The organism is Streptomyces sp. NPDC088733, from assembly GCF_044751185.1.
In the GTDB taxonomy this organism is placed as follows: domain Bacteria; phylum Actinomycetota; class Actinomycetes; order Streptomycetales; family Streptomycetaceae; genus Actinacidiphila.
This window is the reverse complement of record NZ_JBIVLH010000001.1, coordinates 75170-92681: the sequence shown is the minus strand read 5'-3', so window position 1 is coordinate 92681 and position 17512 is coordinate 75170. Positions and strand designations below refer to the sequence as shown.

At 72.9% G+C, this 17512-nt stretch carries 18 protein-coding genes; 13 read left to right on the top strand and 5 right to left on the bottom strand.

Annotated elements, in window-relative coordinates; all coding sequences use genetic code 11:
• Positions 1-180 precede the first annotated feature (180 nt).
• Positions 181-846 carry a hypothetical protein gene (locus ACIP64_RS00380; protein ID WP_401580214.1) on the top strand — a complete coding sequence of 222 codons (666 nt, stop codon included), beginning with the start codon at positions 181-183 and terminating at the stop codon, positions 844-846.
• A 78-nt stretch (positions 847-924) separates the two neighbouring features.
• Here ACIP64_RS00380 and ACIP64_RS00375 read toward each other — a convergent pair whose 3' ends face one another.
• Entirely contained in the window at positions 925-2562 is a 1638-nt protein-coding gene (locus ACIP64_RS00375; protein ID WP_401580212.1) for an FAD-dependent oxidoreductase, read from the bottom strand.
• Positions 2563-2701: 139 nt separating this feature from the next.
• Between ACIP64_RS00375 and ACIP64_RS00370 the strand changes: the two genes are divergently transcribed.
• The 9 genes from ACIP64_RS00370 (at position 2702) to ACIP64_RS00330 (ending at position 10245) form a co-directional block, all read left to right on the top strand.
• Complete coding sequence (locus ACIP64_RS00370; RefSeq protein ID WP_360909740.1) at positions 2702-3814, top strand: SchA/CurD-like domain-containing protein; 1113 nt, start codon at positions 2702-2704, stop codon at positions 3812-3814.
• Positions 3815-3901: 87 nt separating this feature from the next.
• Positions 3902-4393, top strand: coding sequence for a cupin domain-containing protein (locus ACIP64_RS00365; protein ID WP_360909738.1), 492 nt, complete (start codon positions 3902-3904; stop codon positions 4391-4393).
• Positions 4390-5658, top strand: coding sequence for a beta-ketoacyl-[acyl-carrier-protein] synthase family protein (locus tag ACIP64_RS00360; RefSeq protein ID WP_401580209.1), 1269 nt, complete (start codon positions 4390-4392; stop codon positions 5656-5658). The genes ACIP64_RS00365 and ACIP64_RS00360 overlap by 4 nt, the downstream gene beginning before the upstream one ends.
• The gene (locus ACIP64_RS00355) at positions 5655-6875 is read left to right on the top strand and encodes a ketosynthase chain-length factor (RefSeq protein ID WP_401580208.1); all 1221 of its coding nucleotides are present in this window, start codon (positions 5655-5657) and stop codon (positions 6873-6875) included. Before ACIP64_RS00360 ends, ACIP64_RS00355 begins: the two co-directional genes overlap by 4 nt.
• 32 nt (positions 6876-6907) lie before the next feature.
• Positions 6908-7165, top strand: coding sequence for an acyl carrier protein (locus ACIP64_RS00350; protein WP_360909732.1), 258 nt, complete (start codon positions 6908-6910; stop codon positions 7163-7165).
• Positions 7166-7168: 3 nt separating this feature from the next.
• Positions 7169-7636, top strand: coding sequence for an SRPBCC family protein (locus ACIP64_RS00345; protein WP_360909730.1), 468 nt, complete (start codon positions 7169-7171; stop codon positions 7634-7636).
• A complete protein-coding gene (locus ACIP64_RS00340) occupies positions 7633-7965 on the top strand; it encodes a TcmI family type II polyketide cyclase (protein WP_360909728.1) in 333 nt (110 codons plus the stop codon). Before ACIP64_RS00345 ends, ACIP64_RS00340 begins: the two co-directional genes overlap by 4 nt.
• Before the next feature lies 1 nt (position 7966).
• Entirely contained in the window at positions 7967-9682 is a 1716-nt protein-coding gene (gene accA / locus ACIP64_RS00335; protein ID WP_401580205.1) for a carboxyltransferase subunit alpha, read from the top strand.
• The gene (locus ACIP64_RS00330) at positions 9679-10245 is read left to right on the top strand and encodes an acetyl-CoA carboxylase biotin carboxyl carrier protein (protein WP_401580203.1); all 567 of its coding nucleotides are present in this window, start codon (positions 9679-9681) and stop codon (positions 10243-10245) included. The genes accA and ACIP64_RS00330 overlap by 4 nt, the downstream gene beginning before the upstream one ends.
• 13 nt (positions 10246-10258) lie before the next feature.
• Here ACIP64_RS00330 and ACIP64_RS00325 read toward each other — a convergent pair whose 3' ends face one another.
• Positions 10259-11509 carry an RNA-guided endonuclease InsQ/TnpB family protein gene (locus tag ACIP64_RS00325; RefSeq protein ID WP_401580201.1) on the bottom strand — a complete coding sequence of 417 codons (1251 nt, stop codon included), beginning with the start codon at positions 11507-11509 and terminating at the stop codon, positions 10259-10261.
• Between the two features lie 153 nt (positions 11510-11662).
• Between ACIP64_RS00325 and ACIP64_RS00320 the strand changes: the two genes are divergently transcribed.
• A complete protein-coding gene (locus ACIP64_RS00320) occupies positions 11663-13009 on the top strand; it encodes an acetyl/propionyl/methylcrotonyl-CoA carboxylase subunit alpha (RefSeq protein WP_401580199.1) in 1347 nt (448 codons plus the stop codon).
• A gap of 7 nt (positions 13010-13016) precedes the next feature.
• Here ACIP64_RS00320 and ACIP64_RS00315 read toward each other — a convergent pair whose 3' ends face one another.
• Both ACIP64_RS00315 and ACIP64_RS00310 read right to left on the bottom strand, forming a co-directional pair.
• Positions 13017-14063, bottom strand: a complete 1047-nt coding sequence (locus ACIP64_RS00315; RefSeq protein WP_401580197.1) for a methyltransferase — start codon at positions 14061-14063, stop codon at positions 13017-13019.
• Positions 14064-14065: 2 nt separating this feature from the next.
• Positions 14066-15127 carry a nitrous oxide reductase family maturation protein NosD gene (locus tag ACIP64_RS00310; protein WP_401580195.1) on the bottom strand — a complete coding sequence of 354 codons (1062 nt, stop codon included), beginning with the start codon at positions 15125-15127 and terminating at the stop codon, positions 14066-14068.
• Between the two features lie 564 nt (positions 15128-15691).
• On the opposite strand from ACIP64_RS00310, the gene ACIP64_RS00305 reads away from it, so the two are divergent.
• Both ACIP64_RS00305 and ACIP64_RS00300 read left to right on the top strand, forming a co-directional pair.
• Positions 15692-16249, top strand: coding sequence for a sigma-70 family RNA polymerase sigma factor (locus ACIP64_RS00305; protein ID WP_401580193.1), 558 nt, complete (start codon positions 15692-15694; stop codon positions 16247-16249).
• Positions 16246-16944, top strand: a complete 699-nt coding sequence (locus ACIP64_RS00300) for a zf-HC2 domain-containing protein (protein ID WP_360909714.1) — start codon at positions 16246-16248, stop codon at positions 16942-16944. Before ACIP64_RS00305 ends, ACIP64_RS00300 begins: the two co-directional genes overlap by 4 nt.
• 81 nt (positions 16945-17025) lie before the next feature.
• Here ACIP64_RS00300 and ACIP64_RS00295 read toward each other — a convergent pair whose 3' ends face one another.
• A complete protein-coding gene (locus tag ACIP64_RS00295; protein WP_401580191.1) occupies positions 17026-17475 on the bottom strand; it encodes a MarR family winged helix-turn-helix transcriptional regulator in 450 nt (149 codons plus the stop codon).
• Between the last annotated feature and the right edge of the window lie 37 nt (positions 17476-17512).

Sequence of the window (17512 nt, the reverse complement as noted above, 5' to 3'; positions counted from 1 at the left end):
CCATGACGAATGAGAGGCCCCCGCCTCGCCGAACAACGGCGCGCAGGGGGCCTCTTTTTACGGGCGGCACGGGGTCGGTTGCACCGGCCGCCGTCGCGGCGGGGGCGCGGATCGCGCGGACACGCCGACGATCGGGTGAGCATCCCCGTCCCCGGGGCGGACCGGGGTGATCGTGAGCATATGATCACATTGCGTATGCTGCGCCGGCTGAGCGCCGCCGCGCTTCCGCTGGGCGTCCTCGCCCTCCCGCTGTGCGCCACCGCCGATGCCGTCGCCCCCGGGCTCGCCGACACCGCCGAGTGGTGCCCCCTCGTCCCCGACCGGCTCTACGCGGCGGCGGACCCCGGCGTGGACCTCGCCAGGATGCGGCCCGGCGAGCCCGCCTGGCGCGCCAACTGCCTCGCCCTGTACCGCTCGGACGACCGGCCGCCCGCGGTCGTCTTCAAGGAGGGCCTGCGCCCGGCCGACACGCACGGCCAGTACGACCTGCGGTCCTACGTCCAGCGCGACCAGCCCGCGCCCTACGTCGCCGCGACGTACGACCCCGAGGCCTACCGCCGGCAGGGCGCGGCCTACCACTACTGGATCGACGCCCCCGGCGGCATCGACGTCAACGCCACCGTCGGCACCCGCACCGTCCGCGCGCCGCAGACGGCCGTCGCCTTCCCCGGCGGCATCGCCCGGCAGTTCGTCGTCAAGGGCTGCCCGGTGGACCCCGCGACCCGGACCGAGATCACCGCGCAGTGCGTGGCCAACCCCTTCTACGCCCCCTGGCGCGGCTGGCCCGCCCCCGCCTGGACCGGGGTGCCGGAGCCCGGCGAGGGCGGCCGGCCCACGGCGCCGTGACGGAGGAAGAACGCGGGCCCCGCGGGGGGCCGGGACACAGGGTCCCGGCCCCCCGCGGGGCCCTTGTCCGACGGGCGGTCAGCCGCGCCGCAGCACCGTCGTGAGCACCCCGGCCAGGGTGGCCCCGGGGTCGTCCACGGCGTCCTCGGAGCGCCACGCGACGAAGCCGTCCGGGCGGACCATGATCGCGCCCCGCGCCGACATGCCGTGCAGGGCGGCCCAGTCCGTGTCGCCCTCGGGGGTCAGGTCGGCGTCGGCGGAGCCGCCGAGGCGGTACGCGTCCAGCGGCACGCCGAGGCGCGCGCCGGCCGTGCGGGCGGCCTCGTGCCACGCCCTGCCCTCGGTGCCGTCGCCGCAGAGCAGCACCATGGAGCGCTCGTACAGGTCCAGTGTCGAGCGCCGCTCGCCGTCCCGGGTCGTCGCCCACAGGTGCGGGGCGCGCCCGCCGGGCTCGGCGACCGGACGGAAGTCCTCCGGGACCACCGGGCGGCCCGCCTCGCCGCCGAGGAACGCGCCCTCGGGGTAGCGGTAGCCGAGGGCGACCACGAGGACGCCCTTCTGCGGTCCGCCGCCGGCCGGCGGGGCGTACCCGGGGTGGGCGTGCTCGGCGGAACGGGCCGAGGCCCGCTCGCTGGTCGCCACCGCGACCGGGCGGCGCTCGGCCTCGTAGGTCTCCAGCAGCCCGGGACCGGCCCAGCCGTCGACGACCGCCGCGAGCTTCCACGCCAGGTTGTGGGCGTCCTGGATACCGGTGTTGGAGCCGAAGGCGCCGGTCGGGGACATCTCGTGGGCGGAGTCGCCGGCGAGCAGCACCCGGCCGCGGCCGTAGGAGTCCGCGACGCGCTCGGCGGCCCGCCAGGGCGCGCGCCCGGTGATCTCGATCTCCAGGTCGGGCACGCCCACCGCGGTGCGGATGTGGGCGATGAGCCGCTGGTCGGTGAAGTCCTCGATCTTCTCGCCGTGTTCGGGGTGCCAGGGGGCGTGGAAGACCCAGTTCTCCTGGTTGTCGACGGGCAGCAGCACCCCGTCGGCCTCGGGGTTGGTCAGGTAGCAGGCGATGAAGTACCGGTCGCCGACGGCGTCGGCCAGGCGCTTGGCCCGGAACGTGGCGCTGATGTTGGCGAACAGGTCGCCCCGGCCGCTGTGGCCGATGCCCAGCCGCTCGCGGATCGGGCTGCGCGGGCCGTCGGCGGCGACCAGGTAGTCCGCCCGCACCGTGCGGCGCGCGCCGGTCTCCCGGTCCAGCAGCTCCGCGGTGACGCCGCTGCCGTCCTGCTCGAACGAGAGCATCTCGGTGCTGAAGGCGAGGTCGCCGCCCAGCTCGCGGGCGTACGTCAGCAGCACCGGCTCCAGGTCGTTCTGGCTGCACAGGCACCAGCCGCTGGGGCTGATCCCGGCGAGCCGGCCGCCCGGGTCGATCTCGCGGAACAGCCACTCGGCGTTGGCCGAGGTCAGCGACTCGGCCTGGAGGATGCCGTGGTTGTCGGCGAGGACCGAGGCCGCCTGCCGGATCTTCTGCTCGGCGCCCGCGGTGCGGAACACCTCCATGGTCCGCAGGTTGTTGCCGCGGCCGCGGGGGTGGATGGACGTTCCCGGGTGCTTCTCGACGAGAAGGTGCCGGATGCCGAGCCGGCCCAGGAAGACGGAAGTGGAGAGCCCTACGAGGGAGCCTCCAACGATGAGGACCGGGACCCGGTCTTCGGCCTGTGGAGTCATAGCTCCCTTGATGCCCGATAACGGAGCGTATTTACGCCCGTCACCCAATCGGATCACATATCTCGCACCGGTTGGGCCACCACAGCACGATCAATGGACGACGGACCTCGGGGTTGCTCGCTCTCGAAAGAGGTGGAATATGACACCCCTGGCCGAAAAGGTCTCGCAGTCCGCGCTCGATGGCACCCGCCTGCGCGTCGTCCTCATGCTGGATGTCGAGGACGGTGCCGAGCAGCGGTTTCTTGACGCGTATGACCAAATGTGCCGCCATGTCGCCGCCGTGCCCGGGCACGTCAGCGACCAGCTTTGCCAGTCGATCGAGAATCCCTCGCAATGGCTGATCACCAGTGAGTGGGACAGTGCGCTGCACTTCCTCGCATGGGTGGACAGCCCGACCCATCTGGAGATGGTGCAGCCGATGCACGGCTGCGTGAAGGACACCCGCTCGCTGCGCTTCGGCGTGCTGCGGGAGACCCGTACCTCGTACGAGCCGGGTCTCCTGCAGTCGGTGCCGAGGGTCGGCGACGGGCTGAACCGACACGCCATCACCTTCACCGTGAAGCCCGGCAGCGAGTCGGTCGTCGCCGACATCCTCGCCGGCTACACCTCACCGCAGGCGCAGGTCGACGAGACCACGCGGCTGCACCGCACCTCGCTGTTCATGCACGGCAACCGTGTCGTGCGTGCGGTGGAGGTGGAGGGCGACCTGATCCGGGCGCTGCGCCACGTGGCGCGGCAGCCGGAGGTGCAGGAGGTCGAGGAGGCCATCAACCCCTACCTCGAGGCACACCGCGACCTCAGCGACCCCAGTTCCGCACGGGAGTTCTTCGCCCGCGCGGCACTGCCGGCCGTGCACCACGTAGCCAAGGGCGCCGACCGGCCGGAGACCCTGCGCCGGCACGCCCTGTTCTACCCCGCCAAGGACGGCTGCGGGCCCTCCGTCGCCAAGATGCTGGCCGCGCAGGACGAGCAGGCGGTCGAGGACCAGAAGGGCCCGCTCGCGCGGAGCACCGTGTACCTGCGCGAGGACATCGTCGTCCGCCTGATCGACCTGCGCATGCCGGTCGAGGAGGCACCCCTGATCGCGGTCGGGGCCGCCGGCCGGCACAAGGCGAGCGTGCTCGCCCGGCTGCTGGACGTCGGGCCCGACCTGGACGTCTCGAGCGACCTGGGTCTCAAGCGGTTCCTCAACGAGTGCGACATGCGGATGCTCACCGACCGGCGAGCCCCCGCGAACGCGCCCGCGTCCTGAACCACCCCCCACACCCGCCACCGCAACCGGCAGGTACCGGCCGGCCCCGGGTACGCCCCGGGGCCGGCCCGGCCGGAGGAGAGAAGCATGGATGACCTGCTGACGAACGACCGGAGCAACCGGGACGTTCCGTTCACCCCGACGATCGTGAATCTCGGCGACACCGCGCCCAACCGCCGTCGCGGCGGCGACCTGCGGGCGATGCTCACCCCGACCGCGGTCGGCGCCACCAGCGGTTTCATGGGCGTGGCGCTCGTGCAGCCCGGCGAGCGGATCGGTGAGCACTACCACCCGTACTCGGAGGAGTTCGTGTACGTGGAGTGCGGCTCACTGGAGGTCGACCTGGACGGGGAGCCGTGCCCGCTCCGGCCCGAGCAGGGCCTGATGATCCCCCCGTACGTCCGGCACCGGTTCCGCAACGTCGGCAGCACCGAGGCCCGGCTCGTCTTCCACCTCGGCCCGCTCGCCCCGCGCCCCGAACTCGGGCACGTGGACACCGAGGTCACGGAGGGCACCGAGCCCGCCTGGACCGCTGCGGCCGACCAGGGCCGCGATACCCACCAGGGCCCGGCGTCATGACCCGCCGGGTGGCGGTCACCGGGGCAGGTGTCGTCGCCCCCGGCGGTGTCGGGGTCCCCGCGTTCTGGGAGCTGCTGACCGCCGGCCGTACGGCGACCCGCGGGATCACGCTCTTCGACGCGACGGGTTTCCGGTCCCGCATAGCCGCCGAGGTCGACTTCGACCCCGCGGCCTGCGGACTGAGCCCCAAGGACACCGAACGCGCCGACCGGTACGTGCAGTTCGCGCTCGTCGCGGCCGCCGAGGCACTGCGCGACGCCGGACTGGACCTGGACGACGAGGACCCGTGGCGCGTCGGGGTGTCGCTCGGCACCGCCGTCGGCGGCACCACCCGGCTCGAACACGACTACATACGCGTCAGCGCCTCCGGCGCCCGCTGGGACGTCGACCCCGCCAAGGCCGGCGCCCACCTCCACCGGGCGTTCGCACCCAGCGCGCTCGCCTCCGAGATAGCCGAGCGGCACGGCGCCCGCGGGCCCGTGCAGACCGTCTCCACCGGCTGCACCTCGGGCCTGGACGCGGTCGGCTACGCCTTCCACACCATCGAGGAGGGACGCGCCGACATCGTCATCGCCGGCGCCTCGGACTCCCCGATATCCCCGATCACGGTGGCCTGCTTCGACGCCATCAAGGCCACGTCGCCCAACAACGACGACCCGGCCCACGCCTCGCGGCCCTTCGACGCCCGACGCGACGGCTTCGTCATGGGCGAGGGCGGCGCCGTCCTCATCCTGGAGGACCTGGAGCACGCCCGGGCCCGCGGGGCCCGTATCTACTGCGAGATCGGCGGCTACGCCACCTACGGCAACGCCTACCACATGACCGGTCTCACCACCGAGGGCCTGGAGATGTCCGAGGCCATCGACCGCGCCCTGGACCACGCGCGGCTCGACCGCCGGGACGTGGACTACGTCAACGCCCACGGCTCCGGCACCAAGCAGAACGACCGCCACGAGACCGCCGCGGTCAAGCGCTCGCTGGGCGAGCACGCCTACTCCACGCCCATGAGCTCCATCAAGTCCATGGTCGGCCACTCCCTCGGTGCCATTGGCGCGATCGAACTCGCCGCCTGCACCCTCGCCCTCGCCCACGGCGTGGTCCCGCCGACGGCCAACTACGAGACCCCGGACCCCGAGTGCGACCTGGACTACGTCCCGCGCACCGCCCGCGAACTCAAGCTGCGCACCGTGCTGTCCGTCGGCAGCGGTTTCGGTGGCTTCCAGTCCGCGGTGGTCCTCAACCGACCGGAGGGGAGCCAGCGATGAGCACGCAAGCGGTGGTCACCGGCATCGGCGTGGTCGCGCCGAACGGCATCGGTGCCGACGCCTTCTGGAAGGCCACCCAGGAGGGCGTCGCCGTTCTCGACTCGGTCAGCCGCGAGGGCTGCCAGGACCTTCCGCTGCGCGTCGCCGGGGAAGTGCGCGGCTTCGACGTCTCCGCGGTCGTCGAGGAGCGCTACACCGTCCAGACCGACCGGTTCACCCACTTCGCGATGGCCGCGGCCGACCAGGCGGTGGCCGACTCCGGCCTGCGCCCGGACGAGGGCGCCCCGTTCGACATCGGTGTGGTGACCGCGGCCTGCTCCGGCGGCGGCGAGTTCGGCCAGCGCGAACTCCAGCACCTGTGGGGGAAGGGGCCGAGCTTCGTCGGCCCCTACCAGTCCATCGCGTGGTTCTACGCGGCGAGCACCGGCCAGATCTCCATCCGCGGCGGCTTCAAGGGCCCCTGCGGCGTCGTCGCCAGCGACGAGGCCGGCGGCCTGGACGCCATCGCGCACGCCTGCCGCAACATCACCCGCGGCACCGGCACCCGGGCCGTCGTCGTCGGCGCCGCCGAGGCACCGCTGGCGCCGTACTCCGGCGTGTGCCAGCTCGGCTACGAGGAACTCAGCCTCGAGTCCGAGCCCGACCGGGCCTACCTGCCCTTCACCGACCGCGCCCGCGGCTTCGCCCCCGCCGAGGGCGGGGCCATGCTCGTCGTCGAGGACGCCGAGCACGCCGCCCGCCGCGGCGCCGAGGTCCGGGCCGTCATCGCCGGGCACGGCGCCACCTTCACCGGGGCCTCCCAGTGGGAGAGGTCCCGCGAGGGCCTGGCCAGGGCGATCCAGGAAGCCCTCACCGAGGCGCGGTGCGCGCCCGAGGAGATCGACGTCGTCTTCGCCGACGCGCTCGGCACCGTCGAGGCCGACCGGGCCGAGGCGCTGGCGCTCGGCGACGCCCTCGGGCCGTGGGCCGCCCGCGTCCCCGTCACCGCCCCCAAGACCGGTACCGGCCGCGCCTACTGCGGCGCCCCGGTGCTCGACGTGGCCGCCGCCGTGCTCGCCCTGCGGCACGGGGTGGTCCCCCCGACCCCCAACGTGACCGACATCTGCCACGACCTCGATCTGGTCACCGGCCGGCCCCGCCCGGCGGACCTGCGCACCGCGCTGGTCCTCAGCCGCGGCCTCATGGGCTCCAACTCGGCCCTCGTGGTCCGGGCTTGAGGCCCGTCCCGTCCATCCAAGGAGAGTGCTCCATGTCCAAGGAACTCACGTACGGCGAACTCGCCGCTCTGATGAAGTCCAGCGCGGGCATCACCGTGGAACCGACCATGCTGGCCGGTCACCCCGACACGCCCTTCGCCGAGTACGGCCTGGACTCGCTCGGCCTGCTGGGAATCGTCGGCGCCCTGGAGAACGACCGGGGCGTGTCGATCGCCGGCGACGCCGATTCGTGCAAGACCCCCGGCGCCTTCATGGACGTCGTCAACCACTCACTCAAGGCAGGAGTCTGATTCATGCCCGGCCACACCGAGAACGAGATCACCATCCCCGCCCCGCTCGACCTCGTCTGGGACATCACCAACGACGTGGAGGACTGGCCGCAGCTCTTCAGCGAGTACGCCTCCGCGGAGATCGTCGAGCGCGACGGCGACCGGGTCGTCTTCCGCCTGACGATGCACCCCGACGAGAACGGGCAGGTCTGGAGCTGGGTCTCCGAGCGCACCGCGGACCGCGCCTCGCGCACGGTGCGCGCGCACCGGGTCGAGACCGGACCGTTCCAGTACATGGACATCCACTGGTCGTACCAGGACACCCCCGAGGGCGTCCGGATGCGCTGGGTCCAGGACTTCTCCATGAAGCCCGGCGCGCCGCTGGACGACGAGGCGATGACCAACCGCATCAACGAGAACTCCAAGGTCCAGCTGGAGCTGATCCGCGAGCGCATCGTCAAGCGGCACCGGGACGGCGAGGGGCGCGCATGAGCACCTACCGCTCGCTCATCGTGGCCCGGATCAAGCCGGGCGTGGAGGACCAGGTCGCCGGGGTGTTCGCCGACTCGGACCAGGGCGAACTCCCCGGTCTGATCGGCGTCACCGGGCGCAGCCTCTTCCAGTTCGGCGACGTCTACCTCCACCTGGTCGAGGCCGACCGGCCGCCCGGCCCGGAGGTCGCCCGGTACAAGGACCACCCCGCCTTCCGCGACATCAGCGAGCGGCTGTCGTCCTACGTGCTGCCGTACAACCCCGAGACCTGGCGCGAGCCCAAGGACGCCATGGCCCGGGAGTTCTACCGCTGGGAGCGGAGCGGCTGACATGGCCGCCACCGAGCCGGAGTGGGTGCGCTGCGAACGCTGCGAGGCGCTCGTCTACACCAAGCGCTACGCCCGCATGCTGCGCGTCTGCCCGCACTGCGGCGCGCACGGCCGGCTCACCGCCCGTCAGCGGCTGGAGCAGCTGCTGGACCCGGGCTCGCAGGCGCCGCTCGTCCCCGAGGGTGGCGAGCGGCCGCCTGCGCACGACCCCCTGGAGTTCACCGACACCCGGCCCTACGCGCAGCGGCTGCGGGACGCCCGCGAGACCACCGGCCTGGACGAGGCCGTGCTGTGCGTGCGCGGCACGATCGGCGGCCGGCCGGTGATCGCGGCCGTCATGGACTTCCGCTTCCTGGGCGGCAGTCTGGGCCTCGGCGTCGGCGCCCGGATCACCGCCGCCGCTCGGACCGGCCTGCGCCATCGCGTCCCCCTGCTGCTGGTCACCGCCTCCGGCGGGGCCCGGATGCAGGAGGGCGCGCTGTCCCTGATGGAGATGGCGGCGACCGCGCAGGCCCTCGCCGAACTCGACGAGGCCGGCGTCCTGGTGCTCTCCGTCGTCACCGACCCCACCTACGGCGGTGTCGCCGCCTCGTACGCCACCCTCGCCGACGTCGTCCTCGCCGAACCCGGCGCCCGCCTCGGCTTCGCCGGGCCCCGGGTCGTGCAGCAGACCACCGGGCGGCAGTTGCCCGAGGGCTTCCAGACCGCCGAGTTCCTGCTCGCGCACGGTCTCGTCGACGACGTCGTGCCGCGTGCCGCCCTGCGCGGCGCGCTCACCCGGCTGCTCGGGATGCGCCCCGGAGCGCCGCACCGGGCGGCCGCGCCCCGCGCGCCGGTGACCGTCGTCCGCGACGTGGACGCCCTGCCCGAGCGCGACGCCTGGCAGGCCGTACGGCTGGCCCGGCACCCCCGCCGGCCGACCGCCGCCGACTACGCGGCGCACCTGCTGGAGGACTTCCACGAACTGCACGGCGACCGGCTCGGTGCCGACTGCCCGGCCGTCATCGGCGGACCCGGCCTGCTCGACGGACACCCGGTCATGCTGATCGGCCACCACAAGGGCGGCCCCACACCCGCCGGCCGCCGCCGGCGGCACTTCGGCATGGCGAGCCCGGCCGGCCACCGCAAGGCCGCCCGCCTGATGCGCACCGCCGCCAAGCTCGGCATGCCGGTGATCACCCTGATCGACACCCCGGGCGCCGACCCCGGGCCGGAGGCCGAGAGCGGCGGCCAGGCACTCGCCATCGCCGAGAACCTGCGGCTGATGTCCCGGCTGCCGGTGCCCGTGGTCGCGGTCGTCACCGGCGAGGGCGGCAGCGGCGGCGCCCTCGCGCTGGGCGTCGCCGACCGCGTGCTCGTCAGCGCCAACGGCATCTACTCCGTCATCAGCCCCGAGGGCTGCGCCGCGATCCTGTGGAAGGACCCGGGGGCCGCGCCCCTGGCCGCGGCCGCGCTGCGGCTGCACGCCCGCGACCTGCTGCGGCTGGGCATCGTGGACGGTGTCGTCCCCGAGCCGCCGGAGGGCGCCCACGCGGACCACGCGGCCGCCGCCGCACACGTCGGCGGCGCGCTCTCGGCCGCCCTGGACGAACTGCGCGCGCTGGAGCCCGAGCGGCTGCTGGCCGAACGCCGCGATCGCTACCACCAGTTCCACCGGCTCTCAGGGTCCCCCGGATTGCACCGTTCCGGACGACTGGAGGAGGAGGCAGCACCATGACGCTCCACGGCGACAACAAGTTGCCCGCCCACGCCGCCGGCGTGGGCCGGAACCTCAACGGATCGGCCCCCACCGCGCAGCCGGCGCACCCGGTGCTCGACGCCGTGTGCCGCAGCGCGACCGAACTGGCCACGTCGGTCCCCACCCCGCCACGGCGCATCCGGCTGCGGCACGGTCAGACCTCGGTCGAGATCGAGTGGCCGGAACCCCGGGACCACGAGCGGCCCGAGGAGGCCGGCCCGGCGCCGCGGATCACCGCGGAGGAGCCCCCGGGGGAGCCCGCCGGGCCGGTGCCCGGGGCCCCGCACTACATCTGCGCCCCCACCGTGGGCACCTTCTACCGCGCCCAGGAACCCGGCGGCGCGCCCTACGTCCGGGTCGGCGACCTCGTCGCCCCCGGTCAGCCGGTGGGCGTCCTGGAGGTCATGAAGATGCTCAGCACCGTCGAGTCGGACGTTGCCGGCCGGGTCGTCGAGATCGTCGTCGGGGACGCGCAGCCCGTGGAGTTCGACCAGCCGCTCATCGCCGTGGAGCCGGCCGCCGCGGACCCCGGAGGGGATTGACATCCTCCCCGCCCTAAAACTGAAGGGCGGGGATTCCTGGCTCACGTGGGCTGGGGACCAGCGGTCCGTCAGCGCTTACACGATCGGCACCAGCCGGGTTGAGACCAGCCCGGACCAGCATCACGCGGGCGGAGTTCTTGTCCCTGGACGAGACGGCTCCGCACGGGGTGCAGGTGTAGGTACGTTCCGAAAGAGGAAGTGCGTGCTTGGTTCTCGCTCCGCACTGCGCGCAGTCCATGGTGGTGTGCGCGGGATGCACCAGGCGGACGTCCCGCCCGTGCTTGCGGCCCATCTCGACCAGGGCCGCCTTCGTGGCCCCGATCGCGGCGTCCGCCGCCTTACGGGCCATGCTGGACTTCGCCAGGAACTTCGGCTGGAAGTCCTCGACCGCGATGACGTCGTGGTCACGGACGACCTGCTTGGCCCACTTGCGGCCCGTGTCCTGCCGCTGCCGGGCGATCTTCTTCGACACCTTCGCCGCGGCCCGGCGAGCCCTGCGGTAGCCGGCGGTGTCCGGCGTGTTCTTCGGGGTGCGGCGGCGGGCCATCATCTTCTGGTAGCGGGCGAGCTTCGCCGCGGCACTCTTGCCGTGCTGGGCGTGGGGCAGGTCGTGGAGGTCGCTGGTCGTCGTGGCGGTTTCGCGGACGCCCCAGTCGATACCGATCACCGCTCCCGTCGGAGGCAGCGGCTCAAGGGCAGTGGTCACGACGAAACTGGCGTACCAGTGGCCGAGGCTGTCCCGGTGGACGCGTACCGACGTGGGGTCGGCGGGCAGGGCGCGGGACCAGACCACCGTCAGGGCAATGTCCCCGGCCAGGTGCAGGCGCCCGTCCTTGAGCCGAAACCCGCGCCGGGTGTAGTTCAGCGTCGGGGCGGCCTCGCGTTTGCGTTTGATGCGGGGCATCCCGGCCCGCTGTCGCATCGGCAGCCGCGCCGTGATGTCCTTCAACGCCTTGGCGCGGGCCTTGCCGAAGTCCCGGATGGTCTGCTGCTGCGGCACCGAGCTGCCGTCCCGCAGCCACGCCATCGACCGCCGGGCCTGGGTCAGCATTTTGTCCAGTTGTGCGGGGCCGCAGGTGGTCTTCTGCCCGGTGGTCCGGTTCAGGGCGTGGATCTTGCGGGACACGGCCACGCACTCGTTCCACACCCACCGGCACCGCGCCCACTCCGCCTCCAGACCGGCGCGCGCGGTGGACGACACCCGCAGCCGGAAGGCGTACCGGGCATACCCGGCCCCCTCCTCGACCGTCGCTGTCGCCGTCATGCCCTGGAAGCTAACAGCATCCACTGACAACGAAAGAGAGTGCAGGTCAGAACAGATGCGCAAACTACTCCGCCGCTTCGCGGCTGCGGCCCGAGGCCCCATTCCTCCCCGGCCTGAAGGCCGGGGCCTCCTGGGAGAAATCAGGTGAACGCCATGTTCTCCACCGTACTGGTGGCCAACCGCGGCGAGGTCGCGCTGCGGGTCGCTCGCGCTTGCCACGAACTCGGCCTGCGGACCGTCGCGGTGTACTCCACCGCGGACCGGGACTCGGCCGTCGTCCGCTTCGCCGACGAGGCCGTGCACATCGGGCCGCCCCCCGCGCGGTCCAGCTACCTCGACATCCCCGCGGTCATCGAGGCCGCGCGCCGCACCGGCGCCCAGGCCGTCCACCCCGGCTACGGCTTCCTGTCCGAGGACCCGGACTTCGCGGAGGTCTGCGAGGCCAACGGGCTGACCTTCATCGGGCCCTCGCCGCAGGTGCTCGCGCGGCTCGGCGACAAGGCCGCCTGCCGCGCCCTGATGGCCGAGGCGGGCCTGCCCGTGCTGCCCGGCAGCCCCGGGCCGCTGGACGGTCCGGCCGAGGCGAAGGAGGCCGCGCAGCAGGCCGGTTACCCGGTGATCCTCAAGGCCGTCGCGGGCGGCGGCGGGCGCGGCATGGCCGTCGTCGCCGAACCGGACCTGCTGCTGGACGCCTTCCGCGAGACCAGGGCGCACGCCCGCGCCGTCTTCGGCGACGACCGGCTCTACCTGGAGCGGTACATCGACGGCGCCCGCCACGTCGAGGTGCAGGTCGTGTGCGACCGGCACGGCGCGGTGGTGCACCTGGGCGAACGCGACTGCTCCGTGCAGCGCCACCACCAGAAACTCGTCGAGGAGACCCCCGCCCCCGACCTGCCGGCCCGGCTGCGCGGCGCCATGTGCGACGCCGCCGTGCGCGGCGCGATGGCGGTGGGCTACGAGGGCGTCGGCACCTTCGAGTTCGTCCTGACCCCGGAGCGCGACTTCTACCTGCTGGAGGTCAACTGCCGCCTCCAGGTGGAGCACCCGGTCACCGAGATGGTCACCGGTGTCGACCTGGTGCGCGAGCAGCTGCTGATCGCCGCGGGACACCCGTTGACGCTCCGTCAGGAGGACATCGTGCCACGCGGGGTGGCCGTGGAGTGCCGTGTCAACGCCGAGGACCCGGCGCGCGGCTTCGCCCCCACCCCCGGGCTGCTCACCGAGTTCGTGCCGCCCGGCGGCCCCTTCGTCCGGGTGGACACGCACGCCTACCCGGGCTGGCGGATCGGCCCGGACTACGACTCGCTGCTGGCCAAGGCCGTCGTCTGGGCACCGGACCGGGAACGGGCGCTGGCCCGCATGGACCGCGTCCTGGAGGAACTGCGCGTCCGCGGCGAGGGCGTGTGCACCACGGCGGGCTTCCTGCGCGCGGTGCTGGCCCGCCCGGAGTTCCGGGCGGGCCGTCACACCACGTCGCTGGTCGGGGAGATGACCGGCTGAGCCGGGTTCACCCCCGGCCGATGGTGCTGTGGATGGCGTGCAGGAACGGGTTGACCGGGGTGACCTCGCCGACGGCGAGGCCCGCCTCGGTCATCAGCCCGGTCAGGCTGTCGCGGGTGTGCTTCTGCCCGCCGACGTTCATCAGCAGCATCAGGTCCATCGCGGTGGTGAACCGCATGGACGTCGTGTCGTCCACCAGGTTCTCGATGACGACCACCCGGGCACCGGGGTGGCCCGCGGCCACGACGTTGCGCAGCGTGCGGCGGGTGCTCTCGTCGTCCCACTCCAGGATGTTTTTGATGATGTACATGTCGGCGGTCACCGGGATCTCCACCCGGCAGTCGCCCGGCAGCAGCCGCGCACGGGAGGCGAGTTCGCCGCCCTGGCGCAGCCGCGGGTCGGCGCCCGCGACGACCTTGGGCAGGTCGAGCAGGGAGCCCTGCACCTCGGGGTGCTTCTCCAGCAGCGCGGCCAGCACGTGGCCCTGGCCGCCGCCGATGTCGGCGACCGAGGAGATCCCCGTCAGGTCCAGCAGATCGGCGATGTCCTGCGCGGACTGGCGGCTGGAGTGCGTCATCGCCCGGTCGAAGACCTTGGCGCTGTCCTGCGCGTCGTCGTGCAGGTAGTCGAAGAACTCCTTGCCGTAGATGTCGGGGAAGATGTTGCGGCCGTGCCGCACGGCCTCGTCGAGCCGCGGCCAGGCCTCCCACGTCCACGGCTCGGTGCACCACAGGGCGATGTAGTGCAGGCTGTTGGGGGTGTCCTTGCGCAGCATCCGCGACATGTCGGTGTGCGCGAAGCGGCCGTCGGACCGCTCCTCGAACACTCCGTAGGAGGACAGCGCGCGCATCAGCCGGCGCAGCGGGCGCGGCTCCGCGCCCACGACGGCCGCGAGCTCCTCGCTGGTCGCCGGCTGGTCGCCGAGCGCGTCGGCGACACCGAGCCGGGCCGCGGCCCGGACGGCGGCGGCGCAGGCCGCGCCGAAGACGAGCTCGCGCAGGCGCATCGCGCCCTGTGCGGGGGAGGCGGTGGGGGTGGTCTCGGTCAGACTCATCGTCAGCACAGGCCCTTCGGCTGGGAGACGCGGCAGGTGCTGCCGCTGAACACGTTGTCCTTGCCCTGGTCCTCGGCGGCCAGGTCGGCGGGGCTGTTGCCCATGGCGGTGTTGTCGCGTACGGAGTTGCCGGTGTTGGGGGCGCCCACCACGCTGCGGAAGAGCACGATGCCGCCGGACATCGGCGAGGTCCCGATGTTCTCCACGACCCTGTTGTGGAGCACCTGGGTCTGCTCGGCGCCGGTCAGCACGATGCCGGCGCCCTGGATGAAGGGCAGCCGGGCGGTGGCCGGGCAGTACTTGTTGTTGGCCGCCACCAGGTTGCGGGAGACGGTGAGCGACCCGGCCCGCGGCACGCCCTCGTCGCCGACGACGAAGACGCCGCCGCAGTTGGCGGTGATGTCGTTGTACTCGACGTCCACGGTCCGCACCCGGCGCAGCACGAGGCCGATCCGGTTGCCGGACAGCTCGTTGTCGGCGATCAGGGTGTGCTTGGTGTCCAGGGCCCCGCCCTCGGCGTCCACCGCGTTGGCCAGGAAGATCCCCGACTCGCCGTTGTTCTCCGCGACGTTGTCGCGGAACACGGCACGCACCGACCGCTGCTGGCTGATGCCCTGCTGCCCGTTGGCGCGCGCGACGACCCGGGTCACGTCCATGCGGTCGGTCCAGGTGGCGTCGACCCCGTTCTTCCGGAACCCGGAGACCGTCAGCGACCGCAACCGCACATAGGTCAGCGGGCTCTGCTCCGTACCGGTGACGCAGATGCCGTGACCGGCCGCGGCGCAGGCGTTCTCCGTCCCCTTGTCGCTCGGGGTGATCACGGTCTCGCGTCCGGCGCCCAGCAGGGTCAGCCGGGGCTTGGTGATGTTGACGCTGCCCGGGTAGGTCCCGGGCGCGATCTCGATGACGTCGCCCGGGTGGGCGCGGTCGACCGCCGCCTGGATGGACTCCCCGGGCCGCACCAGGAGCGGTGCGTCCGCGGCCTCGACCCCGGGGACGTTGCACAGCCCCACGACGGCCGCGGCCGTGGCGGCCGCGGCCGCGAGGGACCGACGAAGTGTCATGACTGCCGCACCTGCCTTCCTGGCGGCCTCCGCAGCCACCCGGAAAAGTACGTTATGAGCTGTTATGACCTCCTGCCACTCCGTCAGGCCATCAGGGGCCCACAGCAACGGCCCCTGAGCACACCCCCCACCGGGAATCAGGCGCGCACCAACGTCCGCCTGAGCACGGTGCCCTCTCCACCCACCCACCGGGGATCAGGCGCGAGAGCTCACGGAGGGGGCGGGGTCGTAGGGGTGGCGTTCTGGACTGTGGACCATATTTGGGTGCACGACCCGGAGCGATCAATGGCAAGCACCTGAGGCACCTAAATGTGCTGTCCGGAATGGCAGCTCCGGAGGCCCCGAACCCGGCCCACCCCGCACGCGCGTCGGGGCGCCCAGACCTTGCCGGGATGGGGGCACCCCCGGCCGAAGGTTGGGGGAGGGCGGGAGGGCGGGAGCAAAACCCGGTACAAGGGGCGCAGCCCCACATGTGGCCAGGGTCACCTGAACCCCCCGCCCTCCCCGTCTCGTGTCCGCGCTGAGGGATCTGCGACACGGATCGGGAGAGGACGGAGTGAGTGGATGGCGGCATTGTGGTCGCGCACTCGTCAGAGCAAGGGCACGAGTGACGAGGCGCTCATACGGGCGCTCTACGAGGAACACGGCAAAGCCCTGCTCGCGTATGCGACCCGGCTCACCGGCGATCGCGCCGCGGCCGAGGACGTCGTCCAGGAGACCCTGATCCGCGCGTGGCGGCACCCGGACGCGCTGGTCAACGGGAAGGGTTCGGTGCGGGGCTGGCTGCTGACGGTGGCCCGCAACATCATCACGGACCGGTACCGGGCCAAGGCCGCCCGGCCGCAGGAGGTGGCCGAGTCCCCGGCCACGCCGCCCGTCGAGCGCGACCACGCCGACGCCGTGGTCGACTCCATGGTCGTGATGGAGGCCCTTGAGCGCCTCTCGCCGGACCACCGGGACGTGCTGTACCAGATCTACTTCCGGGGGCAGAGCGTCGCCGAGGCGGCGGAGACCCTCGGGATACCGCCGGGAACGGTCAAGTCCCGGTCCCACTACGCCCTCAAGGCGCTGCGGGAGTTCTACACCAAGAAGCCGGTCGCGCTGCGGGAGGTGGCGGCATGAGCACGGAAGAGCAGCACGACGGCGGGACGCTCACCGCCTACGTCCTCGGCGCACTCGACGCCGAGGAGGTGCGTGCCGTAGAGGAGCACATCGCCACCTGCGGCCGCTGCCGGGCCGAAGTCGACGAGCTCCGCGAGATGGAGCGCGCACTCGGTGAGGTCCCGCCGGAGATCTTCCTGGACGGCCCGCCGGAGGACGGCGCCCTGCTGCTGCAGCGCACGCTGCGGGAGGTGCGCTCAGAGCGCACGGGGGTGCAGCGGCGCCGGTGGACCGCGGCCGGAGCCGCGGCGGCCGCCGCGGCGGCGGTCCTGATCCTCGGCGGTGTCGTGATCGGGCAGAACGCCGGTACGGCCGACGTCGCCGGGCCTCCGGGGGCCAGCGCGCAGCCCGGCGCCAAGGTCGCGTCGGCCACCGACCCGGCCACCAAGGCCCGGATGACCGTTCGGGTCACCCCGGCCAGTGCCTGGGTCCGGCTCAACGCGTCGGTCAGCGGGATCCCGGCGGGGGAGCGCTGCCGGCTGGTGGTGGTCGGCAAGGACGGCCACCGGGAGGTCGCGGGCAGTTGGGTCGTCCCCAAGGCCGGCGAGGAGCACGGTGTGAGCCTCGACGGTTCGGCCGCGGTGGCCGCGGACGACATCTCCGAGGTCGTCGTCGAGAACGCGGCCGGCAAGGAGTACGTGACCGCCAGGGTCTGATCCCCCGCCCGGACCGCCGCCCGCCCGTCCCGTTGGTCACCGGGACGGGCGGGCGGCGGGCATTGCGCGACAGCGCACAGCTCACGGGTGCGGCAGCGCGTGCGGGTTCATCGAGCGCAGCATGCGGCGAAGATCCGCCTTGAGCTGCGCCCCCTCGTCCTCCGTGAGGGGGGCCAGCGCCTCCTGCTCGCACGGTTGCAGCGCCTCGGTGGCCTGTCCGGCCAGGGTCTCGCCGGCCGGGGTGACGCTGATCTCGATGATCCGCCCGTGCGTCGGATGCGCGTGCCGTCCGACGAGCCCCCGGTCGGCCAGGCCTTGCACCGCGACCCCCATGGACTGCGCGGTCACTCCGCAGCGGCGCGCGAGTTCGGCGCCCGACAGGGGTCCCTCCATGGTCAGCCGGACCAGGGCGCTGTACTGCGTCTGCGTCAGGCCGAACGGGCGCAGGGCCTGCTCCAGCAGCTGCACGTACGCCTGCGAGAGCTGCCAGATCAGATAGCCGACGCGCTCACCCGGGTCGCCGACGGGCATACCGGACCGTCCTTCCATGTTGTTGTCTGTTAACTTA

Excerpts from the sequence above, each read along its gene's own strand:
- ACIP64_RS00380 (WP_401580214.1), top strand. The coding sequence starts at position 181 with ATGATCACATTGCGTATGCTGCGCCGGCTGAGCGCCGCCGCGCTTCCG.
- ACIP64_RS00305 (WP_401580193.1), top strand. The coding sequence starts at position 15,692 with ATGGCGGCATTGTGGTCGCGCACTCGTCAGAGCAAGGGCACGAGTGAC.
- ACIP64_RS00355 (WP_401580208.1), top strand. The coding sequence starts at position 5,655 with ATGAGCACGCAAGCGGTGGTCACCGGCATCGGCGTGGTCGCGCCGAAC.
- ACIP64_RS00340 (WP_360909728.1), top strand. The coding sequence starts at position 7,633 with ATGAGCACCTACCGCTCGCTCATCGTGGCCCGGATCAAGCCGGGCGTG.
- ACIP64_RS00325 (WP_401580201.1), bottom strand. The coding sequence starts at position 11,509 with ATGACGGCGACAGCGACGGTCGAGGAGGGGGCCGGGTATGCCCGGTAC.
- ACIP64_RS00320 (WP_401580199.1), top strand. The coding sequence starts at position 11,663 with ATGTTCTCCACCGTACTGGTGGCCAACCGCGGCGAGGTCGCGCTGCGG.
- ACIP64_RS00345 (WP_360909730.1), top strand. The coding sequence starts at position 7,169 with ATGCCCGGCCACACCGAGAACGAGATCACCATCCCCGCCCCGCTCGAC.
- ACIP64_RS00375 (WP_401580212.1), bottom strand. The coding sequence starts at position 2,562 with ATGACTCCACAGGCCGAAGACCGGGTCCCGGTCCTCATCGTTGGAGGC.
- ACIP64_RS00360 (WP_401580209.1), top strand. The coding sequence starts at position 4,390 with ATGACCCGCCGGGTGGCGGTCACCGGGGCAGGTGTCGTCGCCCCCGGC.
- ACIP64_RS00310 (WP_401580195.1), bottom strand. The coding sequence starts at position 15,127 with ATGACACTTCGTCGGTCCCTCGCGGCCGCGGCCGCCACGGCCGCGGCC.
- ACIP64_RS00370 (WP_360909740.1), top strand. The coding sequence starts at position 2,702 with ATGACACCCCTGGCCGAAAAGGTCTCGCAGTCCGCGCTCGATGGCACC.
- ACIP64_RS00295 (WP_401580191.1), bottom strand. The coding sequence starts at position 17,475 with ATGCCCGTCGGCGACCCGGGTGAGCGCGTCGGCTATCTGATCTGGCAG.
- ACIP64_RS00300 (WP_360909714.1), top strand. The coding sequence starts at position 16,246 with ATGAGCACGGAAGAGCAGCACGACGGCGGGACGCTCACCGCCTACGTC.
- ACIP64_RS00330 (WP_401580203.1), top strand. The coding sequence starts at position 9,679 with ATGACGCTCCACGGCGACAACAAGTTGCCCGCCCACGCCGCCGGCGTG.
- ACIP64_RS00365 (WP_360909738.1), top strand. The coding sequence starts at position 3,902 with ATGGATGACCTGCTGACGAACGACCGGAGCAACCGGGACGTTCCGTTC.
- ACIP64_RS00350 (WP_360909732.1), top strand. The coding sequence starts at position 6,908 with ATGTCCAAGGAACTCACGTACGGCGAACTCGCCGCTCTGATGAAGTCC.
- ACIP64_RS00315 (WP_401580197.1), bottom strand. The coding sequence starts at position 14,063 with ATGAGTCTGACCGAGACCACCCCCACCGCCTCCCCCGCACAGGGCGCG.
- accA (WP_401580205.1), top strand. The coding sequence starts at position 7,967 with ATGGCCGCCACCGAGCCGGAGTGGGTGCGCTGCGAACGCTGCGAGGCG.